Origin of the sequence: Tateyamaria armeniaca (assembly GCF_045797845.1) — a bacterium.
GTDB lineage: Bacteria > Pseudomonadota > Alphaproteobacteria > Rhodobacterales > Rhodobacteraceae > Tateyamaria > Tateyamaria armeniaca.
Map to the genome: position 1 here is coordinate 3,976,176 of NZ_JBHDIY010000002.1, position 21,648 is coordinate 3,997,823.

At 61.2% G+C, this 21,648-nt stretch carries 14 protein-coding genes; 7 read left to right on the top strand and 7 right to left on the bottom strand.

The window, feature by feature from the left end:
• Positions 1 to 16: 16 nt before the first annotated feature.
• Positions 17 to 4,009, bottom strand: coding sequence for a hypothetical protein (locus ACERZ8_RS20195; protein ID WP_407593964.1), 3,993 nt, complete (start codon positions 4,007 to 4,009; stop codon positions 17 to 19).
• Positions 4,006 to 5,814, bottom strand: coding sequence for a hypothetical protein (locus ACERZ8_RS20200; RefSeq protein ID WP_407593965.1), 1,809 nt, complete (start codon positions 5,812 to 5,814; stop codon positions 4,006 to 4,008). The genes ACERZ8_RS20195 and ACERZ8_RS20200 overlap by 4 nt, the downstream gene beginning before the upstream one ends.
• 240 nt (positions 5,815 to 6,054) lie before the next feature.
• Here ACERZ8_RS20200 and ACERZ8_RS20205 point away from each other — a divergent pair, with 240 nt between their 5' ends.
• The 3 genes from ACERZ8_RS20205 to ACERZ8_RS20215 are packed head-to-tail and all read left to right on the top strand — an operon-like array spanning position 6,055 to position 9,753.
• Positions 6,055 to 6,318 (top strand): hypothetical protein, encoded by a 264-nt coding sequence (locus ACERZ8_RS20205; protein ID WP_407593966.1) that lies wholly within the window; start codon positions 6,055 to 6,057, stop codon positions 6,316 to 6,318.
• 31 nt (positions 6,319 to 6,349) lie between these two features.
• Entirely contained in the window at positions 6,350 to 8,767 is a 2,418-nt protein-coding gene (locus ACERZ8_RS20210; protein WP_407593967.1) for an IPT/TIG domain-containing protein, read from the top strand.
• 11 nt (positions 8,768 to 8,778) lie between these two features.
• Positions 8,779 to 9,753: a hypothetical protein gene (locus tag ACERZ8_RS20215; protein ID WP_407593968.1), complete on the top strand. Its 975-nt coding sequence runs from the start codon at positions 8,779 to 8,781 to the stop codon at positions 9,751 to 9,753.
• 11 nt (positions 9,754 to 9,764) lie between these two features.
• On the opposite strand, the gene ACERZ8_RS20220 is transcribed toward ACERZ8_RS20215, so the two are convergent.
• Positions 9,765 to 9,962: a hypothetical protein gene (locus ACERZ8_RS20220; RefSeq protein ID WP_407593969.1), complete on the bottom strand. Its 198-nt coding sequence runs from the start codon at positions 9,960 to 9,962 to the stop codon at positions 9,765 to 9,767.
• A gap of 92 nt (positions 9,963 to 10,054) precedes the next feature.
• Here ACERZ8_RS20220 and ACERZ8_RS20225 point away from each other — a divergent pair, with 92 nt between their 5' ends.
• Both ACERZ8_RS20225 and ACERZ8_RS20230 read left to right on the top strand, forming a co-directional pair.
• The gene (locus ACERZ8_RS20225; protein ID WP_407593971.1) at positions 10,055 to 12,670 is read left to right on the top strand and encodes a hypothetical protein; all 2,616 of its coding nucleotides are present in this window, start codon (positions 10,055 to 10,057) and stop codon (positions 12,668 to 12,670) included.
• 32 nt (positions 12,671 to 12,702) lie between these two features.
• Positions 12,703 to 15,480: a hypothetical protein gene (locus tag ACERZ8_RS20230; RefSeq protein WP_407593972.1), complete on the top strand. Its 2,778-nt coding sequence runs from the start codon at positions 12,703 to 12,705 to the stop codon at positions 15,478 to 15,480.
• Positions 15,481 to 15,521: 41 nt separating this feature from the next.
• Here ACERZ8_RS20230 and ACERZ8_RS20235 read toward each other — a convergent pair whose 3' ends face one another.
• Genes ACERZ8_RS20235 through hydA form a run of 4 tightly spaced genes read right to left on the bottom strand, consistent with a single transcriptional unit; the run spans position 15,522 to position 18,925 of the window.
• On the bottom strand, positions 15,522 to 16,439 hold the full coding sequence (locus ACERZ8_RS20235; RefSeq protein WP_407593973.1) for a dihydrodipicolinate synthase family protein: 918 nt from the start codon (positions 16,437 to 16,439) through the stop codon (positions 15,522 to 15,524).
• Complete coding sequence (locus ACERZ8_RS20240; protein ID WP_407593974.1) at positions 16,432 to 17,112, bottom strand: aspartate/glutamate racemase family protein; 681 nt, start codon at positions 17,110 to 17,112, stop codon at positions 16,432 to 16,434. Before ACERZ8_RS20240 ends, ACERZ8_RS20235 begins: the two co-directional genes overlap by 8 nt.
• The gene (locus tag ACERZ8_RS20245) at positions 17,109 to 17,498 is read right to left on the bottom strand and encodes a VOC family protein (protein WP_407593976.1); all 390 of its coding nucleotides are present in this window, start codon (positions 17,496 to 17,498) and stop codon (positions 17,109 to 17,111) included. Before ACERZ8_RS20245 ends, ACERZ8_RS20240 begins: the two co-directional genes overlap by 4 nt.
• Positions 17,495 to 18,925 carry a dihydropyrimidinase gene (gene hydA / locus ACERZ8_RS20250; RefSeq protein WP_407593977.1) on the bottom strand — a complete coding sequence of 477 codons (1,431 nt, stop codon included), beginning with the start codon at positions 18,923 to 18,925 and terminating at the stop codon, positions 17,495 to 17,497. The genes ACERZ8_RS20245 and hydA overlap by 4 nt, the downstream gene beginning before the upstream one ends.
• Positions 18,926 to 19,213: 288 nt before the next feature.
• On the opposite strand from hydA, the gene ACERZ8_RS20255 reads away from it, so the two are divergent.
• Complete coding sequence (locus ACERZ8_RS20255) at positions 19,214 to 20,278, top strand: LacI family DNA-binding transcriptional regulator (RefSeq protein ID WP_407593978.1); 1,065 nt, start codon at positions 19,214 to 19,216, stop codon at positions 20,276 to 20,278.
• On the top strand, positions 20,268 to 21,614 hold the full coding sequence (locus ACERZ8_RS20260; protein WP_407593979.1) for an ABC transporter substrate-binding protein: 1,347 nt from the start codon (positions 20,268 to 20,270) through the stop codon (positions 21,612 to 21,614). Before ACERZ8_RS20255 ends, ACERZ8_RS20260 begins: the two co-directional genes overlap by 11 nt.
• Positions 21,615 to 21,648 lie beyond the last annotated feature (34 nt).

Below are 21,648 nucleotides of genomic sequence, written 5' to 3' on the forward strand. Positions count from 1 at the left end.
GCGGGGCCTCCTTTGCCTATTGGCCGATGGCGCGGCCGATGGCCATCATGTCGGGCATTGTCATTGTGACTTTGGTGCCGTGAACCATATCGGCCTTGGGCACCGCGGGTGTACCGGCCAGCTTGATGCCGATATGAATATCGGCTGGCGGGGGAATGTCCACACTGACGGTGTCCTTCAGGAAACCGGGCTGGGCTGCGGTGGCAATCGCGGTGTGAAACGCAGCTGTGTCTGCGTAATTGGCACGCACGGCGGACAACGCCTTTTCCACGACCTGTGTGACATTGCCGACGTTCACTTCTTCGGGCAGGAAGGAATTGACCTTTTGCGCCTTGGCCTGTTTGCGCAATGAGCGCAGCTTGGTACCCGGCGGCGGCAGATTTCCGGTGCCTTCGCCGGGCCATGGCGGAACCCCTTCGTAGGCCGCGGCGATCATGTGCCCGGCGGTCACGTCATCCGGGTTGGGCCCACCATCGACGTGGCCGAATTTGAACGCTTCGCGCACGTGACGCCCGCAGATGTGGTTCTTGCGGATGGTTGCCGCTTCGGGCGCGGGCGGGGGTGGTGCCGCACCGACGGCGCCCGGAGGAGGAGGTGGCGGAGGCGGGAGCGCGATATTGCACGGCTCGACAATATTCGTGCCGCTCGGCAGGCCCGACGCAACGGTCGGGTATGGTGCGAATTTGATGCCCGAGGCCACGCGAATGAGTTCGTCCTGCTGTGCACCGACGTGATTGGATCGCCGCTTGGTTTCGGTTGTCATCATGGTCGCGACACCGGAACTGGCCATGATGTCGCCTGCTTGGGCAACGCCTGTGTGGCCGTTCGCATTGATCCAGGCGGTCCAACCACTGGCAATCGCGTTCAGGCGGGAAATCGATGACCCGGCATCATCCGGATCGATCGCGCGCTGTGCCGCCAGTGCCTGGGTCACTTTGGTATCGGCCTCGGTATTCAACTGGTTCAGACGGGCGGTGTCGGGATGCGATCCGGACAACGCGGACAGGGCTTCGGTAACGGCGACCTTGACGGCATTTGCGCTTTCGCTCCACTTGGCGGCGGCGCTGTTGGCCGCTTCAAAGGCCGCAACTGCGGTGCGCAGGGCCGCGTCGGGCGTGACACCGCCCACCGCCGTCGTCAGTTCCGTCGCATTGACCCCGCCGGGCACTGCCGGGACTTTGCCGATGCGGTCGTCCACAAGCGCTGTGGCAAGTTTGCTCACTTCCTCGTTTGCGTCGCGCACCGCGACCAGCGCCTCGACCTTGGCCAGTTTCGACGCACCCGGTGCCGCCGCCAGCGCCTGCGCCTTGGCGGCGGCGTTGCGTTTTTCGGTGGCATCGGCGCTGTCCAGCAACTCTTGCGCCAGCAACCCGTTGGCCGTTTTGCACATGGCGGCGCGAAGCTCTTCGGTTTGCGCCGAAAGTGCCGACCCATCCATCGAATTGGTGGCCCCAACCCCCACGTAGTCGTCGATGAGCGTCTGACGTGACGCGCTGGTCAGCGTTGACTGGTTGCCTTGCTCCGTCGCCAATGCCGCGTTGGCCCCGTCCAGTTGCTCATCTGCGTATTTGCCTGCAGCCGCATGGACTTCTTTCAGGGCGAAAGTGGCTTGCGTGACGACCCGTTTGCGCAATGCCTCATCAACGACCATCACCGCCAGACCAAGCGCCACTTGTGCCTTGGCCTCGGCATCGTCAATCAAATCCTTGTAATTGGCATCTGTGGCACTTGCCACATTCAGAACTTCCTGAGCGAGCTTGGCCGCATCACCGGCATCGCTTGCATCCTTTTCCCTGGCCGTGATCACCACGCCCAAACCGTCCGTATCTGGCGCACCTTGCAGTGCTGCATCCCGCGCGGCTTTTGATGCCGCCGCCGGGTCGGTGAGAATGCGTTCCACCTCCAAAAGCGCCATGCCGCTTCGACGTGCCGCTGCGGCCACTTCGGCGACATTAACGGCCTCGGCGTCCATGCCTGCCGCGACAAGGTTGGCATGGGTCTGGTCGCAATCGCCGCCTGCGGCCAGCGCCTCGGCGGCGGCGGGGTTGTCATAGGCTGCAGCCACTTTGGATGCAGCCGCGGCGCGTTGCGCGGCCTTGGCCGACGCCTTGCTTGCCTCTTTTGCGGCGTCGAATGCAGCCTTTGCCTGCGGTTCACCCGGTGCGGCCTGACCGGCGGCAGCAGCAGCGGCTGCCAGTGCAGCCACGCGTGCCACCAGTGCCGGATCAACCGGCGGGGCGGCCCGCAGGATTTCTGTGGCCGCCTCATTCGCCGCCGCAGCGGCAGCCGTGGCTGCCGCGTTGCGCCGGTCCGTTTCCGCGCCGCGTTCGCCCGCGTCCAGCAAATCGACTTGTGCCTTGGCCGCCGCTGCGGTTTCTGCCGGTGTGCCAGAGGCGGCGGCAGCGGCCACTGCCCCGTCCATTGCTGCTGCGGCCAGTTCGTTCAGCACCGCCTTTTCGGCATCGCTGGCACCGGAGCGCAGGGCCAGCGTTTCGGCGATACCAACTGCCGCACTTCCCGCCTCGGCCGTTTGGGACAGCGCGTGCGACGACAGCCGGGCCAGTGCGGTGTCAATCGCCTGACCCGCCGCGCGCACTGCCACAATGGCCGCAGACCGCTTGTCATCATCGGGTTCACTTCCGGCCCGCGTCATCAGGGCGTCGGCCTGTGCCTCCAGCGCCTTGATCGCGGTAATCTCGACCCCGGTTGCCGCCTTGAGAAGAGCATCGGTGGCCGTTGACAGCTCACCCGTCAGAACTTCGGTTTGTGCGCTGTATTCGTCATCTGCGTCTCCAGCCGCGGGTGTTTTTTCAAGCGCAGCCGCGCGGTTTTCCAACCCGGTGGAGGACAGTGCGAGGGCCGCGGCGTCCGGGCCAAGCATCAGGGCGATCTGGCCCTGATCCAGCGTCGCGCCGGGCCCGCCAGCGGCCAGAAGGGTCGTCATGGCCCCCCCTATCGCATCGGGCGCGCGCGGAGCACCTGCGGCTGCTGCATCTGCGGACCGGTCGGCGGCACCGGCAGTCACATCCGGCGTGCCGTTCGAGCGTGCCATCTGTTCCAGCTTGGTCATGAACGGATCCTGCAGGCGTTTGGCCGCATCCGCTGTGGAGCATCCGTCGCGGAAAACGAACCCCTCCAGCGTTGATTTCAGCCTTTCGCCCGCTTTGCCATCCTCACCATCAAAGGCGGTGATCATGTGTTCGAACTGATCCAGGTGCGACACGGCAGGTGCGACGCCAGGGTCGGTATGAAACCCGTCGTACAGCTCTTTCAGGCGGGTCGGATCATCGTCCAGCCCCGTGCGGATCACGTCCGCCAGCAAACCGGGCCGCCCGGAGGCCGAGCCATCAAGCCCACCTTCGGTCAGCATCGTGTTCAGCCGGGTCAAATCATCGTCCGTCGTGAACCCATCGGCCAGCTTTTTCAATGTTGCGCCATCGTCTCCCGTCACCAGCGCGCCTAATGCATCGGGGCATTGCGCCAGACCACCTGCGCCCAGCGCTTTTTCCAGCTTGGCCGCGTCGCCGGGGGCTTTGAATTTGTCCACGACCTTGGCCAGTTCGGAGGCCGTGCCACCGCAGCCCTGAAGCAGGGCGGCCAGCGCCTCGGGGCGCTTGGTCATGCCGCCCTTGTCCATGACAACCTGAAAATCGGCGTTGCCTGCGAATGTGGTGGCGAAATCCTTGAGTTTGCCGACGTCACCGCCACATCCTTTGGCCGCAACCAGACCAAGTGCGCGCATATCGCCGCCCAGCGTGCCGTCCACCAGCGCGGCCAATTCGGCAGGATTGTCAAAGGCCGCCAAAATCGCCTTGGCGCCCGGGTTTTTGGGCATTTCGGTCAGGAAGGCGTTGGCCTTGGCGGGGTCGGTAAAGGCAGTGGTCAGGCGGGCCAGTTCAGTTGCGTCCAGATCGGTGCGCAATGCGCCTTGCGCTGCGATCATGGAGATCACCTGGATCGCGTAGCGCTCCAATGCGCTTGCGGATTTTTTGACAGCATCGAGGGTCATGGCAGCGCCTTGTCCAGGTCAGCCAGGGCCGCCTTGTGCAGTTTGTCGAGTTCAGCAAGTTCGGCGGGGGACGCATGGGCCGGTTTCAGATCCACCGCCCCGATGCGCTGCGCCAGACCGCGCAGGTCCACCTTGAACGCCTTGGCTGCTGTTGCAACCTTGACCAGTTCCGCAATGGCGGCGGCACTTTCGGATGCGACGGTTTTCAAAAGCGCGGCGGCGGTCGTCGCCTGATCGGCGAACGCCTTTTGCTGTTTGTCCGACATCTGGTGCACGGACGCGCCGGCGATAAAGGCGTTCACTTCGGTCAGCTTGTCCTGCACGTCTGCGCAGGCCTTGTTCACGTCCGCGAGTGCCGCATGCACTTCGTCCCGGTCGGTTTCCATCTTGGCCAGAAGTGTCGTCAGCTTGTCGGTCGCGGTTTCGGGCCACTGTTCGGGCTTGGCGGGGTCGCGCATGACCTCATAGGCCTTGATCAACGCCTCTGCCTGCAATTTGACCGGTTCGGACATCGCCGGTGGGACGGCCGCATCGGGCGTCAAGGCGCCGCTGCCCCAGACCAGCGTGTCGAGGACGGCGACCACCTTATCGCTGTGCAGTTTGCGCGCAGCGACACTGGCGCGGACATCTTCCAGTTTCTGCGCCAACGCGGTGACCAGCGGCGCGACCTCGTCCAGAACTTTTTGCGCAGGCACGCCCGACAGATCGGGAAACCGGGCCAGTATCTCGTTGATTTCGCCTTGTTCCCCGGCTGTCGCGCCCTCAACCTTGACGTTGGTCTGAGCGGCCAGAATTTCGTCGCGCCGCAAAATGCGCGCAGCCACGGCCAGCTTTGTGTCCTGCACCAGCGTGTCCAGCAATGCGCGGTTTTCTTCTGCCGTCTCAAGTTGCTTCGGGCTTGGATATTCAGGCAGGTCGTCTGTCACGCGCTTGCGGGCCGTTTCAAGTGCTGCGGCCTCGTCTCCGTCGGCACCTTCCACCTTCGCCGATGCGACGGCCTTTCGCAATTTGTCGGCCTTGCTTTTACGGTCTGCTACGACGTCAGCAAGGTCACTGGCCGCTTGCTGCAACAGTTTCAGCGGCTCATCACCATCGCCAAGTTGATCCCACGTCGGGGGCGTGTCCCAATCCTGTGTGACCTTTTCCGCCAGTTCCAAAAGCGCCTTGGCTTCGGTTTCCGTGGCGTGATCCACCACAGCCTTTTCCACCGCGTCACGCACCTCGGCGGCCTTTTCCTCGCGTTTCTCAAGGTCAACGCGCGCCCGTTCAGCGGCTTCACCCACGAAAGTGGCCAGCGCCTTGATGTCGGTGTCTGCCTGAACCAAAATCGGCTCGTCAGGGGCGGGTGGCGCCAACCCGACGCGGATCAGCGCGAGGCGGTTGGTGATCTCCATCTTGTCCGCGTCCAGAAGATCCGGGCTGGCAGACTGTTCAACCGTATCGCATTCAAGAACCAGCGCATCGCGCCGGATCCGGCGCAGGCTGGCGTCGTGCGGGGCGCGCATGCGTTGAACAACCTTGGCCGCAGCACTTATGTCCGCCTTGGTGATAGGGGGCGTGAGAAAGCTCATCACTTCGCGTTGCAGACCCTGCAATTCGGCCTTTTCCGCCGAATTCGCAAGATCAGGTGGCCCAAACTTGTCCATGAGTTCGCGCAGCGTCACGGTATCCTTGAACAGCTTGTCGCTGTCCGCCTCAGCCGGGGTTTCGCGTGGCGGCTCATGGTCCAGCCCGCGTACGCGCATCGAGTGCTGGGTCACATAAGTTTCGAGAAACGTGCGCTGTGTGTCTGTAAGCTCGGTCATAAACCGACTTTTCCAAAGTGGCTTAACAATAGACCTTCAGAGTTGCCCGAATTGCGCAGCTATTCAAGCATTACGTGCATTTCTTTGTCTTCGTGACGTGCGCAAAGCCAGAGTGGTTGTCGCGCTGCTGTCCGAGGAAGGGTTTTCTTTCAATTACTTGCCGCGCACCGCCACGTCGCCAATGTCCATCGTCGGATTTTTGGCGTTTTCCGGACTGACGGTCGGTCTTTTGAGAAGGTCATGTTCTTTGCGCTGTCGCGTGCGCGAAATTTCAGCGCGGCATACGCGCTTGTCTGGTGCAGCGCGTCGGCCTCGTATGGCAGGTCCAACTCCGCAAAACTTGATCGCCACACGCTCCGGTGGCATGATCGGACCATCGACGCCCTTTTGGTTGGCCGTCACTTTGGCCAGCCCATTTCATATTGCTTCGCCTTTTTTGATTGTGTCCAAAATGAAGAATTCAAATTCAATAGCCCCAAAGGCTTTGCGAACGGCACTGTTTGATCCCGACATATTTGCGGATTTTGTTGCAGTCGTGTCAAAAGCGCTTGCTGCTGCCGACGTCTGTTCCGACATCGCGCCGCAAAAGCTGAAACCGATGATCGCGTGCGCGCCGACCCTGTTGCAGCAGGCGCGCGACGTATTGGGCGGCAATGGCCTGGCGGCAGAGACGCTGCGCGAGACGCTGGGCGCGTTCGGGGGTGCGGCCTATCCCACGTCAGTTGGGATTTGGGCCATTCAGACGGATACGTCGAAACTGAAGCCAAGCAACACAAAGCGCATTAAACTCAGCCCTGCCCGGTCGGGCGAGCCGAGGCTTGTGGCGTTCGAGGATCTGGAAACCGTGCTGGCCGCAACAGTCTATGTGTCGCGCACCCCTGCCGAACTTGCGGTCCATCTGGGGGGCATGCAGCTTGCCATTCAGGGCGTTGACGAAATGCAACACCTGTATCGGCTGGCCCTTGATGGGGCACAGGGACCCGATTTTTCAAGCGCCTTTGACACCGCCGTGCGCGTGCTGTCATCGACACCGGGCTTTCCCTTTGAACCGGGTCGCCCCGGCCTGCCCGGTGTGCCTTTTGGCCCGCCCGGTGCGGCGCCGTGGTTTGACTGGCCGCCCGGATCAACGCCGCCCAACACGCAACCACGCGTGCCCACATCGCCGCCACTGCCGACCGAAGTGCCGCGCGGCATCCGGCTGACGGATTATTTCGAGCGGTGCCTGACCAATGATCTCATTCCCGAAATGCACCGGCGCGGGATCGGATTTATCAACCTGATCACCAACAACAGCGGCGCCTACAGGGTGACGTCCATCGACCCGGCATCAGTTTGCCCCGGCGCCCGGATCGACATTCTTGGGTCGAATTTCAACGGCACGACCGAGGTCCGCTTTGTCAATGCGCGGGGGGAAACCATTTCGGCCGAGCCGAGCGAGGTCAGCGACGACAAGATCGAAGTCGTCGTGCCCCTTGATGCGCGATCCGGGCCCGTCTGGCCCTATATCCCCGTCACCGTCCGGTTGTGCCTGACCGACATCACGACCGCGCGCCCCGGTGTCGGCGGCGAGATTGAGATCGGCGTGCCGGTGATCCACCGGTTCGGGCTTGAGGCGGGGCGGGACTGCGTCGGGCCCGGTGACCCTGCGACCCTGAACTGGTCGATCAGCCCGGACACCGCGCGCGTCACCATCGTGCAGATTGCCCCTTGGGGGGAACGCACGACCCTCGTTTCGGCGGACAGCGCAATCGGGACGTTGGCGCTGGATTTCCGGGGCTTTGGCAGATGGACCTACGAGCTTGAGGCGGATGTGCCTGGCCTCACCTGCGGGATCACGCGCGCCACCCGTCACATCGACGTCGCCGAGCGTGGCAATGCCAATTACGCGATTGCAGGCATCGAAGTGACACAAGGCATTCAGGTGTTTTCCCTCGAAGACCCTCCGCCCGAGCCGAATAACTCCATCGATCTGATCGACGGCATGGACACGATCGTGCGCGTCTATCTGCGCTCTATTCTGGCGGGTGATTTTGGCTGGCACGCGCGCTGCACGGGCACGCTGACGCTGGATGGCACGACGTTCACCCCGATCAACGAGGATGCACCGGGTGTCGCCAATCCGTTCATCGAAACAGTTCCCAGCCCACGGCGCGACATCACCAACAATTCGCTGAACTTTCAGATACCTGCGGCACTTGCGACGGGCCTTGATCAGCGCGCGGTTGTCGAGGTGTTCAACACCGGCGTCTGCGCACCACTGACCCGCCGCGAAGAGCTTACGCTCAGCTGGCTGACCCGCCCCGCCCTGCCCGTCACCATCCGCCGCATCGCCGAAAGCGACAGATCACGCACCCCGCGGTCGGTGGCAAGCAGCATGCGCCTTGTTGTCGATGCGTTTCGCAGGATGCCCAGCCCGCGCACCGCAATCGTGGTCCATCCCGGCGTGTTCCAGATCGAGGAGGGCACGACCGAAGACAATTACTGCAATGACGGTGGTTATTATCAACTGGCCCTTTCGATTGCCTATGAACACAACGACAACGAAGGCTATCCGCCAGCCGACCACACATCGTCGTGGATCGGTCTGTATGAGCGGTTTGGGTGTTCGGCGGGCGGGATGATGGCGTGGCCGTCGACATCGACCTGCATCTCGCAACGATCCAGAGAAGTCATTGCCCACGAATTGCTGCACACCGTTGGCCTCGGGCACACCAAAACCAGCGTCGGCGAAGACTGTGAAAGCCTGTTCCAACCCGTTGCCTGTCACATTTTGCGCGACGCAAGCGGTGTCGACAGGAATGGCCTGCTGATCCATGTGCCTTTCGATATTGACGGCAACACGGCTGTCAGAGGTGCGGCCGACCTGCAATCTTATCGTCGCGAAGAACGCTGGTTGAGCGCGCAATTGTGGGTTCTGGCCCGCACGCTGATGGACACACGGTACCCCGGTTAGAGAGGTTTTGGATGCAAAACGGATACATCATCTTGGAAGGGACGCTGAGCGAAGGCGGCCTGTTCTCATTGATCCGCGGCACCGAACAGCAACAGGCGGAACTGCCAGCGCGCTTTGCTGACGCCGCCGTGCCAAACGGCGGGCGGCAGGTCGAGGCAGTCCTGTTGGACAGGGACATGAAACCGCTGTCGCGCGCCACCTGCCCGCTTCACTTTCCGACGGGATGTGAGGGCCATGGCCAATTTCAGGGGGTCGGCCTTGTCCGTGCAGCGCTGCCCACCGATGACGCGGCGCGCAGGCTTGAATTGCATTATGACGGCGCCACAGTCTTTTCCGCAGACGTGCACCCGCAGCCGCCGGATGTCCGGGTCAAAAGTTTCAGGGCCAGCAAGACCGAGGCGCGCCTGACGCTGGAAGACTGTGAGGAGATGACCGTCACCATCTGGGCCGATCTGAAAGATGGCAGACGCCTCAGACCCAAAACCACCCAAAAAGGATCGACGTGGTTGATCGACCTTGGCACCCTTGCCGGGTTTGGCGAGGCTGATCTTGTGCTCGAAGCGGTTGCAGAATTTCGCAGTGCCGACATCGCGCTTGGCCAAGTGGCGCTGCCGCCAAGTGACGTCGTGGCGTGGATCATCGAACCGGTTGAGGACGCCACCATTCCTTTTGGCAAGACTGTGAGCCTGATCGCCACGCTGTCAGATCAGAACGGGCGCCTGATCGACTGGTGCGACAAGAGTTATGCCTGGCGCGTTGATGGCAAGGTTGTCGCCAAAACCAGCCCTCAGATGCTGGCGTGGCGGGCGGACAAGCCCGGGAAACACAAGGTCGAAGTGATCGCGGGACCCTCGAATGCGAAACGACCGAAGGTTCTTGCGTCAGTCGCGTTTGAAGTTCAGGAAATGACCGAGGCGCAGGCGGAGTATTTTGCCCTGATCAAATCACGCAACGCTCAGTCAGAAACCGCACAGTCAGGCACGTGATCCGAGTTGTTTTACGTGTGAACGGCATCTGCCACGACCAGCAGGGCAGCCAGTGCCTCATCTCGACAGACGATTGCGCATGGACCCGTACCCGACAGTCCAGCCAACAGTGATCTCACCGCCTTTGCACCTTCCCGGCACAGCACCCATCCCCATACCAGCAGTTGTGATCGACCATCGGCCTTGCCATGCGCGAAAATGGTAAGCATGATCAGGCTCCGGGCGTTTTTCTGCCGCATTGCCAACTGATCAATTGAAGGGGACTATTTTGCCCAACGGATCGCCGCCGCCCAATCTTGTTGTGACCAGCATCAATGCCAAACAGATGGAGTTCATTCAGACGCATCTGGGCAAAAACTACAAAGGCAAAAACAAGGACCGTCAGGACCGGCTGACCCAGGCCTGGAACCGCCTGACGACCAACCGGGACCGGAGCCTTGATATTGTGGACCAGGTGGACCGTGTTGCGGCGACCAAGGAAGACCGAGAATTCGTTACCCGTCAGAAAAAGTCGATCTCTGATGCCATGACGGCGGTGAACCAGGCAAAGATCAAATCTCTCAAACAATCCCTTGCCGTCATCGAAACCGCAGACACGGCCGTTCAGCAGCACCGTCAGGAGTCGATGAAGTACCTTTTGTCGGCGGGGCAATCGGGCCGAGATTTGGACACAGAGGACGAAATCGCGCGCGCCAAGGCCGTGGCATTGGCCGAATGGACGTCGGTGAGCGTCGAGTTTGACGAAAAGCTGCAGGGCACCAAGGACAAGCTCAGGGAAGAAACCGGAGTCGAGGCGCTGTCCTTAGGCATCAGTGCCGATTTTTCGGCACGCATGAAAGTGTTCCGCACGCAGATCGAAGGGGTGCCGCAACGGGGCACTTGGGCAGACCCGGTCGTGGCGCAAGAGGCGCTGGACGACATCGTCGCCAACATGCGCACCTTGCTGAGCGGAGCACCAACGGGCGGTGGCACGGGCGGCGTGCTGCAAACGATTGAAGAGGTGAATGACAGCGAACTGCTCGCCTTCTTCATCGAAAGCGTCAAGCGGCAAACCATGTTCAACGGGCAAATGGACCTGCTCAACGGGCATCTGGACACGCTCAACCGCTGGGACACGGACACGTACCCGGCGCTGAATGCCAAGGCCAAGGACATGACCAAGATCGCCGGCACGGTGTTCAAACCGTTCAAGGCGCTGGTCGAAGGTGAAACGGACGCTTTGGGCGAGACGGAAGAGAACCTGATCATCGATGCGCGGCGCGAAATCATTTCAGCGCAGCGCGCGATTTCGGCGGCGGAAAACGCGTTTGACGAACCAAAACGGGCGCTTGAAGCGGAATACAACCTGCTCGAAGCGCGCATGGCGGCGGTGCGCAAATCCGTCGACAAGGAACAGCGCGCCCCGATCGAGGCCTATCTTGCGGCCCTCAAAAACGCGATTGTGGGCTTGGGCGGGTTCAATGTGGACGCTCTGAAACCTGCGCGGGCGATGATGGTCGAAGCGACGTCACTGGTGGCCGCCGCCGAACAGATCAAAGTGATCAACACGGGCATCGAAAGCGTTCTGGCCGAGGCCGCAACCACCGCCTCTGCGTTCAAGGATAAGGCAAATGCGCTGGCCGAAGTCGCGGTTGAGCTGATCGCCGAGATCAAAACCTTCAAGAAGACCTACAAGACCCTCGCAATCAGCGACGCACAGGTGCAGGTCGATGCACTTAAAGTAAAGGCGAGTGAGGAGAAGGCGCGCAACGACGCACTGGTGGCAAAGCGGGCCGATGTGCAGACCGGGATCGACAATGCCGAACGGATGCTCACGGATTTCAACGCGAAATTCCGCGAAATGCTTGCTCATGCGAACCGCGACGTAAAGGATTACTCGGGCAGTTTCCGCGCCGATCTTGACACCTGCATCAGCTGGAACCAGACCAAAACGCAGCCCGATTTCTATGACACGATCCACGCCAAGCTGGCCTCGTTGACGGCAGAGGTCGGCGTAAAAATGACGGAAATCAACGACTTCCTGAAAACGCCAATGGATGCGCAAGAGAGAGCCGCCAGCGTGGCGGCCACGAAATACGCCGGCGACACGCGCGACCTGAAAGAGCGGTTGGGCAAGGAAACCGACGAAGACAAGCGCGCGGAACTCTACAAGGAACTGGCCGACCTCAAAGCGGCCTATGAGGACGAAACCAAAGGCATGGGGCTTTTGTACGAGTTCGCCGAAGAGATGGCCGCAAGTGAGGCGGACATGGCCGTCGCGCTCCGCCAGAAAGAGCTTTATATCCAGGAGGCTGCCGAATTCCTCAAAAAAGCGGCAGCCGAGGTGAAAGACAAAACGTCGGTTCTGCATGCCTACAAGGACGAGGTCGTGCCGCAGATCAACCGGGTCAAGACCACCTATGATCTGGTCCGGGGCAACAAACCGGGTGCGGATGGCCAGATCGGACGCAGCGAACTGGGCTTTGTTAAAAAGTTCCTCGACAGTGTCCGTGCGCGCGGGGAGAAGACGAAAAAGACCGAGCTGGGCAATATCGGCGCGCAATGGGCAACCCAAGTCAAAGGTCTGAGCGATGCCACCAAGGCGCTGATGGACGAAATCGTCGCGTTCGAAAACATGTATGCCGGGCAGAAACACGACACATCCGCTAAAATCGAAACCATCCTGAAAGAGCTGATTTCACGCGTCGACACGCCTGAATTCACCCGCGCAGGCACGCAGATGGCGACCGCACAGGATCGTCAGGCCGTCAAAGCGGCACGTGAACTGGCCCTTAGCGAAATCCGGCGCTGCCGTGCCGTTCTGCTGAACGACAAAGTGTTCCAGAAATGCGTGATGAACCCGTTCAAGGTGCGCGTCGGATCGGAAGCAGCAAACCGGCTGGATCAAATCGAATTGAATGTTTTGCGCGGTGTTTGAAGCACTTAAGCGCCGCTTGAAAGGGCAATACTATGCCAAACGATGATGTAGACCCGCTCGTCTTGGTCCAGACCAAATGGCTCAAGGATTTTGAATCCAAGTTCGAGCTGTCGGCAGGCAACCTGGAAATGATGGATCAGCGCAAGGCCGGTCAGGCCGCGATCCAGACACTGGACGCCCAAAAAGAGGGTATTCGCGATGCGCTGATGGGCATCAAGGTGACCGTCAAGGGTGGCCCTTTCGGCATCGGCGGCAAGAAAATGAAGCTGCTGGAGGGTGAAGGCGACTACCGGGCGGAAATCGACACCGTCCATCACGGCAAAAAGATGAAAGAGGCGATGTCGCCCGAGCAATCCAACATCGTCAAGGCACAGTTGGACAAGATCACGGCGATACGCGCCCAGTTGGACGGCAACCCCTATTACGATGCGGGCGAGCGCCCGGCCATGATCGAAGCGCCAGAGCGCACGGATGACATGAGTGACATCGAATATGATGACCTGTTCCGCAAATACACCGAAGACTGCATCGCACAGGAAAAGGAATGGGAAGCCAAAGTCGCCGAATGCGAACGCCATGTCACCGAAGATTTGTGGACCCCGATGGTGCGCGAAGGTGTCATTCCGGAAAACCTCGTTCCGCAAAAGAATTCCGAGGTCGCGACCCTTTTTGAAAACTCTGCCGCTGCCTATGATGAACGGCTGGACGAGTATGCCGCCGATCTGACGGATGCGGACCTTTTGCAGCAAAAATTCGACCTTGGCTTCAAGATCGGCAATTCGGTACTGAAATTTGCAGGTTCCCTGAACGAATTCTCAGGCGCGGTGGGTGGCGACGGCGTTCAGGACGGTGTCGGCGTTGCCAGCGACGTGTTTGAATATATGGGCATCGCGATGACCCTTGGCGAAGGCGTCGCCAAGGCTGTGATCACCGACAAGGATTACATCGGTGTGGGCCTTGCCATTGCAGATGCCGCGGCAGCCACCATCGGCAAGGCGTCTGACAGTGACACCGCCGGGATCATCGGCAGCGTGATCGAAAATGGCGCGCGCAGTGTGCGCGTGGGCCAAAAGCTGAGTGCTGATCCACCCGATTATGAAGGCGCGTTCATGGACGTCGTCGAGGGAGTGTCCTCGGAACTGGAGAGAAACGATCCCGACGACGATGGCGGCCTGATGAGCGACATCGCCGCCGGTCTGACCACCTCTGCCACGGCCGCCTTCCAAAGCAAGAACATCGCCGCCATGGTCCAAAGGGGTGACCCGCCATTGGCGATCCTGTCTGCGATCATGGATGCAGGCGACACGCTGGGCAGCTATGCGCTGAGCAAGGCAGGCGTGATCAAGGATGATGAAGACGGGGGTGACGGCGACGAAGGCCCGGATGAGGGTGAACTGTCCCAGGACATCATGGACGGGCTTGCAGCACTTAACGGCAAGTTTGACGAGGACAAACGCGCCGAGATCGAGGCCCGCACCAAGGAGATGGACATCGTCGCCGCCGAGCGGTTGAAGGAAGCTGCCGAAGCTGCCGCCGCCGAAGAGCAGGCCCAGTTCGAGATGCACCTGCGCATGGGCTTTCCCCTTGCGACGGACGACCAGGAAGCCGCCGATATCGCCGAATTCGAGCGGGTGAACTCCATCGAATTCCTGATCGCGATGCAAAAGAAGAACGAAGCAACCTTTGCGATGTGCGAGCAGATCAAGGACAAGGGCATGGCCTTTGTCGAAAAGCTGTTCCCGCCTGCAGCCCTCGTTTCGGCCTGTATCACCCTCGCCCTCACCATCAAAAGCGCGATTGAGCAGACCCAGGAAATGATCATGTGGCGCGAAAACGTGGCCGACGCGATGACAGCCGTTTCGCCTCAGGTCGACGCGATGTTGAACCGGTCAGGCTTGCAGACCAAGCAGGCCATGCAGCAAAACGTGCAGGCCGCACTGGACGCCGCCAAAGTCGTGGCCGAAGTTCTGAAGCTGACGCCGGGCGCGCCTGCCGCGCCCATCGTGTCGGCGAGTGTGGGCGCCATTGAGGCGGGGATTGAACTGGCCGATCTGATTTATACCGAAGTGCAGTTGAACGCCGCGTGGAAGATTTATCAGCAAGCGCAGGCAACACCCGATGATCGGTATCTGGCGCGCGAGGCCCTGCGCGAGAACCCGACCCTGTCGAAATATGCCATGGCCTATGGGTCACTCAACGGCGACGCCATCGCGATAGAAGGTATGCGCCGCTGCGGGCTGAACAAACAGGTCCTTGCCAATCCCGACACCAACATTGCCAAAGTGGTGACCTATCTGGAATCGAAGTACCCCGATGATCCCGTATTGCTGCGGGCCAACCCGCCGTCGGACAAATGGTATCCCGGAAATATCGAATTGAACGCCCAGAACTGGATGCTGTTTTATCAGGCGGCCATCAGCGACGCTGAGCTGGACCCCGGTGGTGACACATCCGGCGTGGCCGCCGCCTTGGGCCGTCTGGATGAAGCCGAGACGGCGTTTGAGGCGGCCTTGAAAGACGTCGCGGAGCGCGCCAAGACCACCACGGTTTCTGCGCACAAGGAAACGCCGGTCGTCATTGACACAAGCGCCAAGGACACGCTTCTGATCAGCCTCATTCAGGTGCGCGGGAAGCTGGACGGCTACAAACCAAAGCAACTGGGCGGTTCGGTGGCCCATGACAGCATGGCCGCTTATGTTGATGCCCTGCGCGCCAAGGCCGAACAGCGCACAGGGTCCGTCAACCGTATCGTGGACAGCGCGCCGTGGACGTCAAAGCTGCAAAAAGATCCCGAAACGACGGGCGGTTAAGGGCCACACACCCGTTATTGGTAGACGCAATACGCCTGCGCCTACAGTCCCAGATCGGCCAGCCGCCTTTTCTGGCGGGTGGCAAGTGCGTCGATTTCGCCGATAGCCTGCGCGCTCAGCCCAGCGCCCGGTTTGCGCAGCGTCGGATGCGCGATGATCCCTTGCTGCGCGAGGGAGTGTTTCCGGATCGCCAGCCCCATGCCGGGCTGCGCCTCATAGCGGATCATCGGCATGTAGGCGTCAAAGATGTCGCGCGCGCGCTCCACCTCCCCGGCCAGATACGCATCCACAACCTGCCGCATCATTTCGGGGTATCCAAAACCGGTCATCGCGCCATCAGCCCCGCGCATCATTTCTTCGAGCAGGTACATCCCGCCATTGCCACACAGGATCGATATGCGGCGCGCGCCGCTGTCGGATGCGCCTCGCAGCGTCGTGATCTTTTCCAGCCCCGGCCAGTCCTCGTGCTTAAGCATCACGCAGGTCGGGCACTCCTCAACGATCTGCAACACGACCGAGGGTGACATTTGCACCCCTGTCGCAAGCGGAAAATCCTGCAAAACAAATGGGATAGGCCCCAAGGCATCTGCCGCGTTGTGGAAATAGCCGACGATCTGCGCATCTGTCTTGAGGCCCATGGGTGGCGCGACCATAACCCCTGCCGCTCCAGCCTCCATCGCCTTGGTGGCCAGTTCGGACATCGCCGCAAATCCCGGAGCGGAGACGCCAACGACAACCGGCACAGTGCTGCGCGATACAACCCGCTGCACGACGGCCACCGACTCTGCTGCGGTCAACTTGCCCGCCTCGCCCATCATCCCAAGGATGGTCAGACCGTTTGCGCCCTTTTCGATATAGGCGTCTGTCAGCCGGTCGATGCTGTCGAAATCGAGCGCCCCATCGGGCAGGAATGGTGTGGCGGCGATGGTAAAGACGCCCTTGGTGGTTTCATCAAGCATGATCAGTTCTTTGCACGTTGTGAGACAGGTTCAGACGGATTTGACCCACCGCCATGCTGACGGCGGCCTGCGTCGGTTCGACAACCGGCAGGCCGGTCGCCTCTTGCAACGGTGCGCGGTAAAGGGCCATGCCTGCGCATCCCATGATCAGCACGTTCGCGCCGTCCTCGTCACGCAGGCGTTTGCCCGTTGCGATCATCGCATCAAGGCTTTTGCCCTCATCGGCCAGATCGGCGACACCCAGACCAAGGGCACGATCCCCTGCGAGCCTGTCCAGAACACCCATAGCCGCAAAGGCGCGCAGATGGCGCGGGATGGACGCGGGCAGAATCGCAATGACGCCAAAGCGCTGACCCAGGGTCAGAGCCGTCATAACAGATGCCTCCTGTATCCCGACCACAGGCACTGACGTCTGGTCGCGCAACGCGTGCAGCCCCGGGTCGCCAAAGCAGGCGATGACATAGCCTGCGGCATCCTGCTGTGCCGCGGCCAGTGCCAACATCGGAGCGATGGTCAGGTCGGCCTGTCGCTGGGTTTCAATGCCCGGCGGGCCTTCGGTCAAAGTGAGGCAACGGATCGGAATACCAAAGCTGCGCAGCGGATCGATGGCCGCATCGATCCCGTCGGTGACCGTGGTCGAAGCGTTTGGATTGATGACGATCAGCGTGCTCATGCGCCGGGCCGCGTCGCGGATTGCACTTCGATCTGGTAGCCTTCGGGATCGTTGAAGACAAAAGCGCGGATGCCGATTTCGTCGTTCACAAACAGCTCTGACAGGTTGTCGAGCTTTTGTGCCTGCGCATACGTGTACCAATCATCGACACTGGGCACCCGGATGCACAGTTGCACGGGCTTGATTGCGGCCCATTTGTTCATGCCCTTGGTTTCGTCGACCAGCCCCACATGGGCGCCGGGACAAATCCGGTAAATCTTGCACCAGCCCTGATCGATAGCCAGCGGCAGGCCCAGCACATCCTCGTAAAAGCGCATCGCGGCGGGCAGGTCGCGGTAGTAAAAGAAGGTGATCGCCAGTGCGTTGGGTGCCTCAGGTCGGTTCATGCAAGGTCAGCCTTTTGTGTCGTCGCGTTCGGTTGCGTGGACAATGCAGGCCGGTCGATCCAACGGCCACTGCCCGGGGTGCCAAGGAATGTGCCGTCTTGCACAAGTGTCTGCCCCCGCAGAATGACATGGTCCGGCCAGCCAGTAACAATGTGCCCTTCCCATGGATTGTAGCCCACATTGTCGTGCAGATCATTGGCGCCATAGGTCACCTGTTTGTCCGGGTTCCAGATCACGATATCCGCATCCATCCCTTCGGCAAGCGCGCCCTTGTTCTGCAACCCATAAAGCTGCGCAGGCGCGGTCGAGGTCAACCTGACAAACGCCTCCGGTCCGCCACGCCCTTTCGACACCATCGCATCGAACAACAGCGGCAGCCGCGTTTCCAGACCGGGCAAGCCATTGGCGATCTGGTGAAATCCCGCATCTGCCCCGGCGGCAAGTTTGCCGGTTTCATCATAACGGTAAGGCGCGTGATCCGAGGACACGAGGGCAAGCGTCCCCCGCTCCAACGCATCCCACAACGCGTCCTGATCCGCGGCGGTCCTTTGTGGTGGCGAACACATCCATTTCGCCCCTTCAAGCCCGGGTTTGTCGAGCACTTCGTGGGTCATCAACAGATAATGCGGGCAGGTTTCGGCCCAGACGGGCACGCCCCGGGCCTGTGCGGCTGCGATCACCGCAGCACCTTCGCGGGTCGAGATGTGGAACAGCATCACGGGTTGGTCGAGATATTCGGCAAAGCGGCAGATGCGCTCCACCGCCTCGATTTCCGCCATTCTGGGGCGGGAGCGGGCGTGATCGCGTGGCGTGACCTGACCGGCATCGATCAGGTCCTGTCTGGCCTGCGCGATGATCGCATCGTTTTCGGCGTGCACACAGACCAGCGCACCGCTGTGTCGCGCGCGCCCGAAGATGTGCAGCAACTCCGCGTCGCTGAGTTGAATATTGTAGGTGGTAAAGACCTTGAGCGATCTGTGACCGGCCTTGATCAATGTGGCCAGATCATCGTCAAACCCGGCCACCCCGGTATCAGTCAGCGTAAGGTGAAAGGCATAGTCGATCATCGCGCCGCGTGATGCGCGTGCGGCATAGTCCGCGACGGTTGAGGCAAGGGATTGTCCACTGGCTTGCGCGGCGAACGAAATGACGCTGGTCGTGCCCCCCATCGCTGCTGAGCGCGTCGCGGTTTCGAACGTGTCCGCATTCCATTGCCCCATGCCCGACATCTGTTCGATATGGGCGTGCGGATCGACACCGCCGGGCATGACCCATTTGCCTTTGGCCGACACGCGGGTCTTGGCATCTGCGAGCGGCGTGCCCACTGCGACGATCTTGCCATCGGCAATCGCGAGATCGCCTTCGATGATGCCGCCGGGTGTCACCAATCGGCCATCGTGGATAACAAGGTCTGGGACCGGGGACATCGCTGCGTGCCTCTCCATAGCGGGATCAGAGCCAGCATGCCCTTAAATCGGGGGGCTGCAAAGCGGTCTGCCGAACAAAAATGAAGACGGCGGCAGCACTTACTCCGGTCGCGTCACAGCCGGAGTTTGCGTTGCGCGCGCCAGTTCACCACTGCCGGATGCATCCCGCGACCCGTCCTTTGGCCGCAAACTTTTCCTTGCCGAAACCGGTTTCGGCGCTCAGAGTGAGCGGTGGGGAGAGACGTGTTGCCTACCAAAACTGCACCAGTTTCGAGCGATCGTGCGGCGATGCGTGTGACGATCAGCGACATGGCGGATGCGCTTGGACTGACCAAATCCACGGTGTCGCGTGCCATGAACGGGTACAGCGACATCTCGACCGCGACGCAGTTGCGGGTCAAACGGATGGCCGAGACGCTGAACTATCAACCGCTCAGTCATGCGCAGGCGATCAAGACCGGGCGCACGCGTTCCCTCGGGCTTGTTCTGCAGTTGTCGGACCACGATGCGCAGCGCCCGTTTCTGGCCGAATTCCTGGCCGGTGTCTCTGCCGGGGCCAGCACCGAAGGCCACACGCTGACAGTCGCCTCGGCCGACAATGACGCCCACCTGATCGAGACGTTCCGAAGCCTGTTTCGCGATGGCAAGGCGGACGGGTTCATCCTGCCCCGCGCCCTTGTGAACGACCCGAGGGTCGACATGCTGCGCGATGCCAATATCCCGTTTGTTCTTTACGGCAGGCAGGACAAAGCGTCGGGATGTGCGTGGTTCGATGTGCGCGGCGAAGATGCGATGCACCATGCTGTGCTGCACCTTGCCGGATTGGGCCATAACCGCATCGCCTTTATCAATGGCGGGCATATCTACAGCTATGCTGGGCTGCGCTGGGATGGATTTGCGCGGGGCATGCGTGCCGCGGGCCTGCGTATTGCGCCGGAACTGGTGTTCGAGGATGCCGTCACAAGCGAGGATGGCGCTGCGGCAGGCGCGCGTCTGCTGGACATGCCCGATCCGCCCACGGCCATCGTCTGCGCCGTCGACAGGGTTGCCTTGGGTGTCTACCGCGCAGCGAACGACCGGGGTCTGCGCATAGGTTTCGAAGTGTCCGTGATCGCCTATGACGGCATACAGGACGGGGCACATGCGCAACCACCCCTGACCACCTTTGCCGTGGACAACCGCCTTGCCGGGGTCAGGCTAGCGACCCTGCTGATCCGCCGCCTGCGCGGCGAAGCGCCAGAGGCCCTGCGCGAAACGGTGCCTGCGACGTTCCTGAGTCGCGGATCGACCGGCCCCGCACCATCAAGCAGCAAAACAAACAGAAACCACTGGGAGGAAGACAATGAAACTTAAGGGAAAAACACTCGCTCTGACGAGCACGGCGCTGGTGCTGTCCGCCGTATCGCTTTCGGCAGAAGAACTGCGCTTTTGGACCACCGAAGAACAACCCGAACGCCTTGCGCGCCAGGAAGCGATGGCAGCCGATTTCGCGGCCGCATCGGGCCACACAGTCGAGGTGATCCCGGTGTCCGAGAACGATCTGGGCACGCGGGCCACCGCCGCCTTTGCCGCCGGTGACCTGCCGGACGTGATCTATCACACGCTGCAATTTGCTGCCCCCTGGGCCGAGGCTGGCATCCTCGACATCGATGCAGCCACCGATGTGGTTGAGGCCTTGGGCGCGGACACGTTCGCACCGGGTGCGCTGGAAATGGCGGCAACGCCGGATGGCTATGCCTCTGTTCCGGTCGATGGATGGACGCAAATGCTGGTCTACCGCGCTGATCTGTTTGAGGAAAACGGGCTTGAGCCACCCAATTCCTACGCCAATGTTCTGGCTGCCATCGACGCGCTGCACAACCCACCAGAAATGTACGGCTTTGTCGCGGCCACCAAGATTGACGAGAACTTCATGAGCCAGGTTCTGGAACACGTTTTCCTTGCCAATGGCGTGTCCCCTGTCGGCCCCGACGGCGTGCAGCCGCTGGACGAAGCGGCGACCATCGAAGTGCTGGAGTTCTACAAGGCCATCGCCGAAGCCTCGCCCCCGGGTGATCTGTATTGGGATCAGTCCCGCACGCTCTATTTCAGCGGAAACGCGGCGATGATCATCTGGTCGCCCTTCATCCTCGATGAATTGGCGGGCCTGCGCGACAGTGCCCCGCCCACGATCAACGATGATCCGACCTCTTCCGATCTTGCGGCGGCGACCGGCATCGTGACCAACTTTGCCGGACCATCCAACCCGGATGGGGCTGCGTGGGGCGACGTGCGCTATTTCGGGATCACGTCCGATGCCTCCACCGATGCCGCGATGGAATTCGTCCAGTATTCGATGAACGAAGGGTACGGCGCCACGCTTGCCATCGCGCCTGAGGGCAAGTTCCCGGTTCGGCGCGGCACAGCCGACAACCCGACCGAATTTGCCGATCTGTGGGCAACTCTGGACGTCGGTGTGGATCGCAAGGCCCCGCTGGGCGATCTTTATGACGCGGCCATGATTGAAGAAATCGTGGGTGGTCTGGATGTGGCCCAGCGCTGGGGTGTGGCCGACGGCCAGCTTTCTGCTGCCTCTGCGATCATCAACAGTCAGGTGATCAACCGTCTGGTGCGTGAATATATCGACGGCGAACGTGATGCTGCCGCGACCGTGGCTGAACTGAACAGCGCCATCGCCGCAGTACAGTAACCGTTAAGAAACGGAGGGCGCGTCACATGCGCGC

What these genes read in the sequence shown, in the direction of transcription:
- ACERZ8_RS20230 (WP_407593972.1), top strand. Translation starts at nt 12,703, where the DNA reads ATGCCAAACGATGATGTAGACCCGCTCGTCTTGGTCCAGACCAAATGG.
- ACERZ8_RS20205 (WP_407593966.1), top strand. Translation starts at nt 6,055, where the DNA reads ATGTTCTTTGCGCTGTCGCGTGCGCGAAATTTCAGCGCGGCATACGCG.
- ACERZ8_RS20200 (WP_407593965.1), bottom strand. Translation starts at nt 5,814, where the DNA reads ATGACCGAGCTTACAGACACACAGCGCACGTTTCTCGAAACTTATGTG.
- ACERZ8_RS20235 (WP_407593973.1), bottom strand. Translation starts at nt 16,439, where the DNA reads ATGCTTGATGAAACCACCAAGGGCGTCTTTACCATCGCCGCCACACCA.
- ACERZ8_RS20240 (WP_407593974.1), bottom strand. Translation starts at nt 17,112, where the DNA reads ATGAGCACGCTGATCGTCATCAATCCAAACGCTTCGACCACGGTCACC.
- ACERZ8_RS20260 (WP_407593979.1), top strand. Translation starts at nt 20,268, where the DNA reads ATGAAACTTAAGGGAAAAACACTCGCTCTGACGAGCACGGCGCTGGTG.
- ACERZ8_RS20195 (WP_407593964.1), bottom strand. Translation starts at nt 4,009, where the DNA reads ATGACCCTCGATGCTGTCAAAAAATCCGCAAGCGCATTGGAGCGCTAC.
- ACERZ8_RS20220 (WP_407593969.1), bottom strand. Translation starts at nt 9,962, where the DNA reads ATGCTTACCATTTTCGCGCATGGCAAGGCCGATGGTCGATCACAACTG.
- ACERZ8_RS20255 (WP_407593978.1), top strand. Translation starts at nt 19,214, where the DNA reads ATGCGTGTGACGATCAGCGACATGGCGGATGCGCTTGGACTGACCAAA.
- hydA (WP_407593977.1), bottom strand. Translation starts at nt 18,925, where the DNA reads ATGTCCCCGGTCCCAGACCTTGTTATCCACGATGGCCGATTGGTGACA.
- ACERZ8_RS20245 (WP_407593976.1), bottom strand. Translation starts at nt 17,498, where the DNA reads ATGAACCGACCTGAGGCACCCAACGCACTGGCGATCACCTTCTTTTAC.
- ACERZ8_RS20215 (WP_407593968.1), top strand. Translation starts at nt 8,779, where the DNA reads ATGCAAAACGGATACATCATCTTGGAAGGGACGCTGAGCGAAGGCGGC.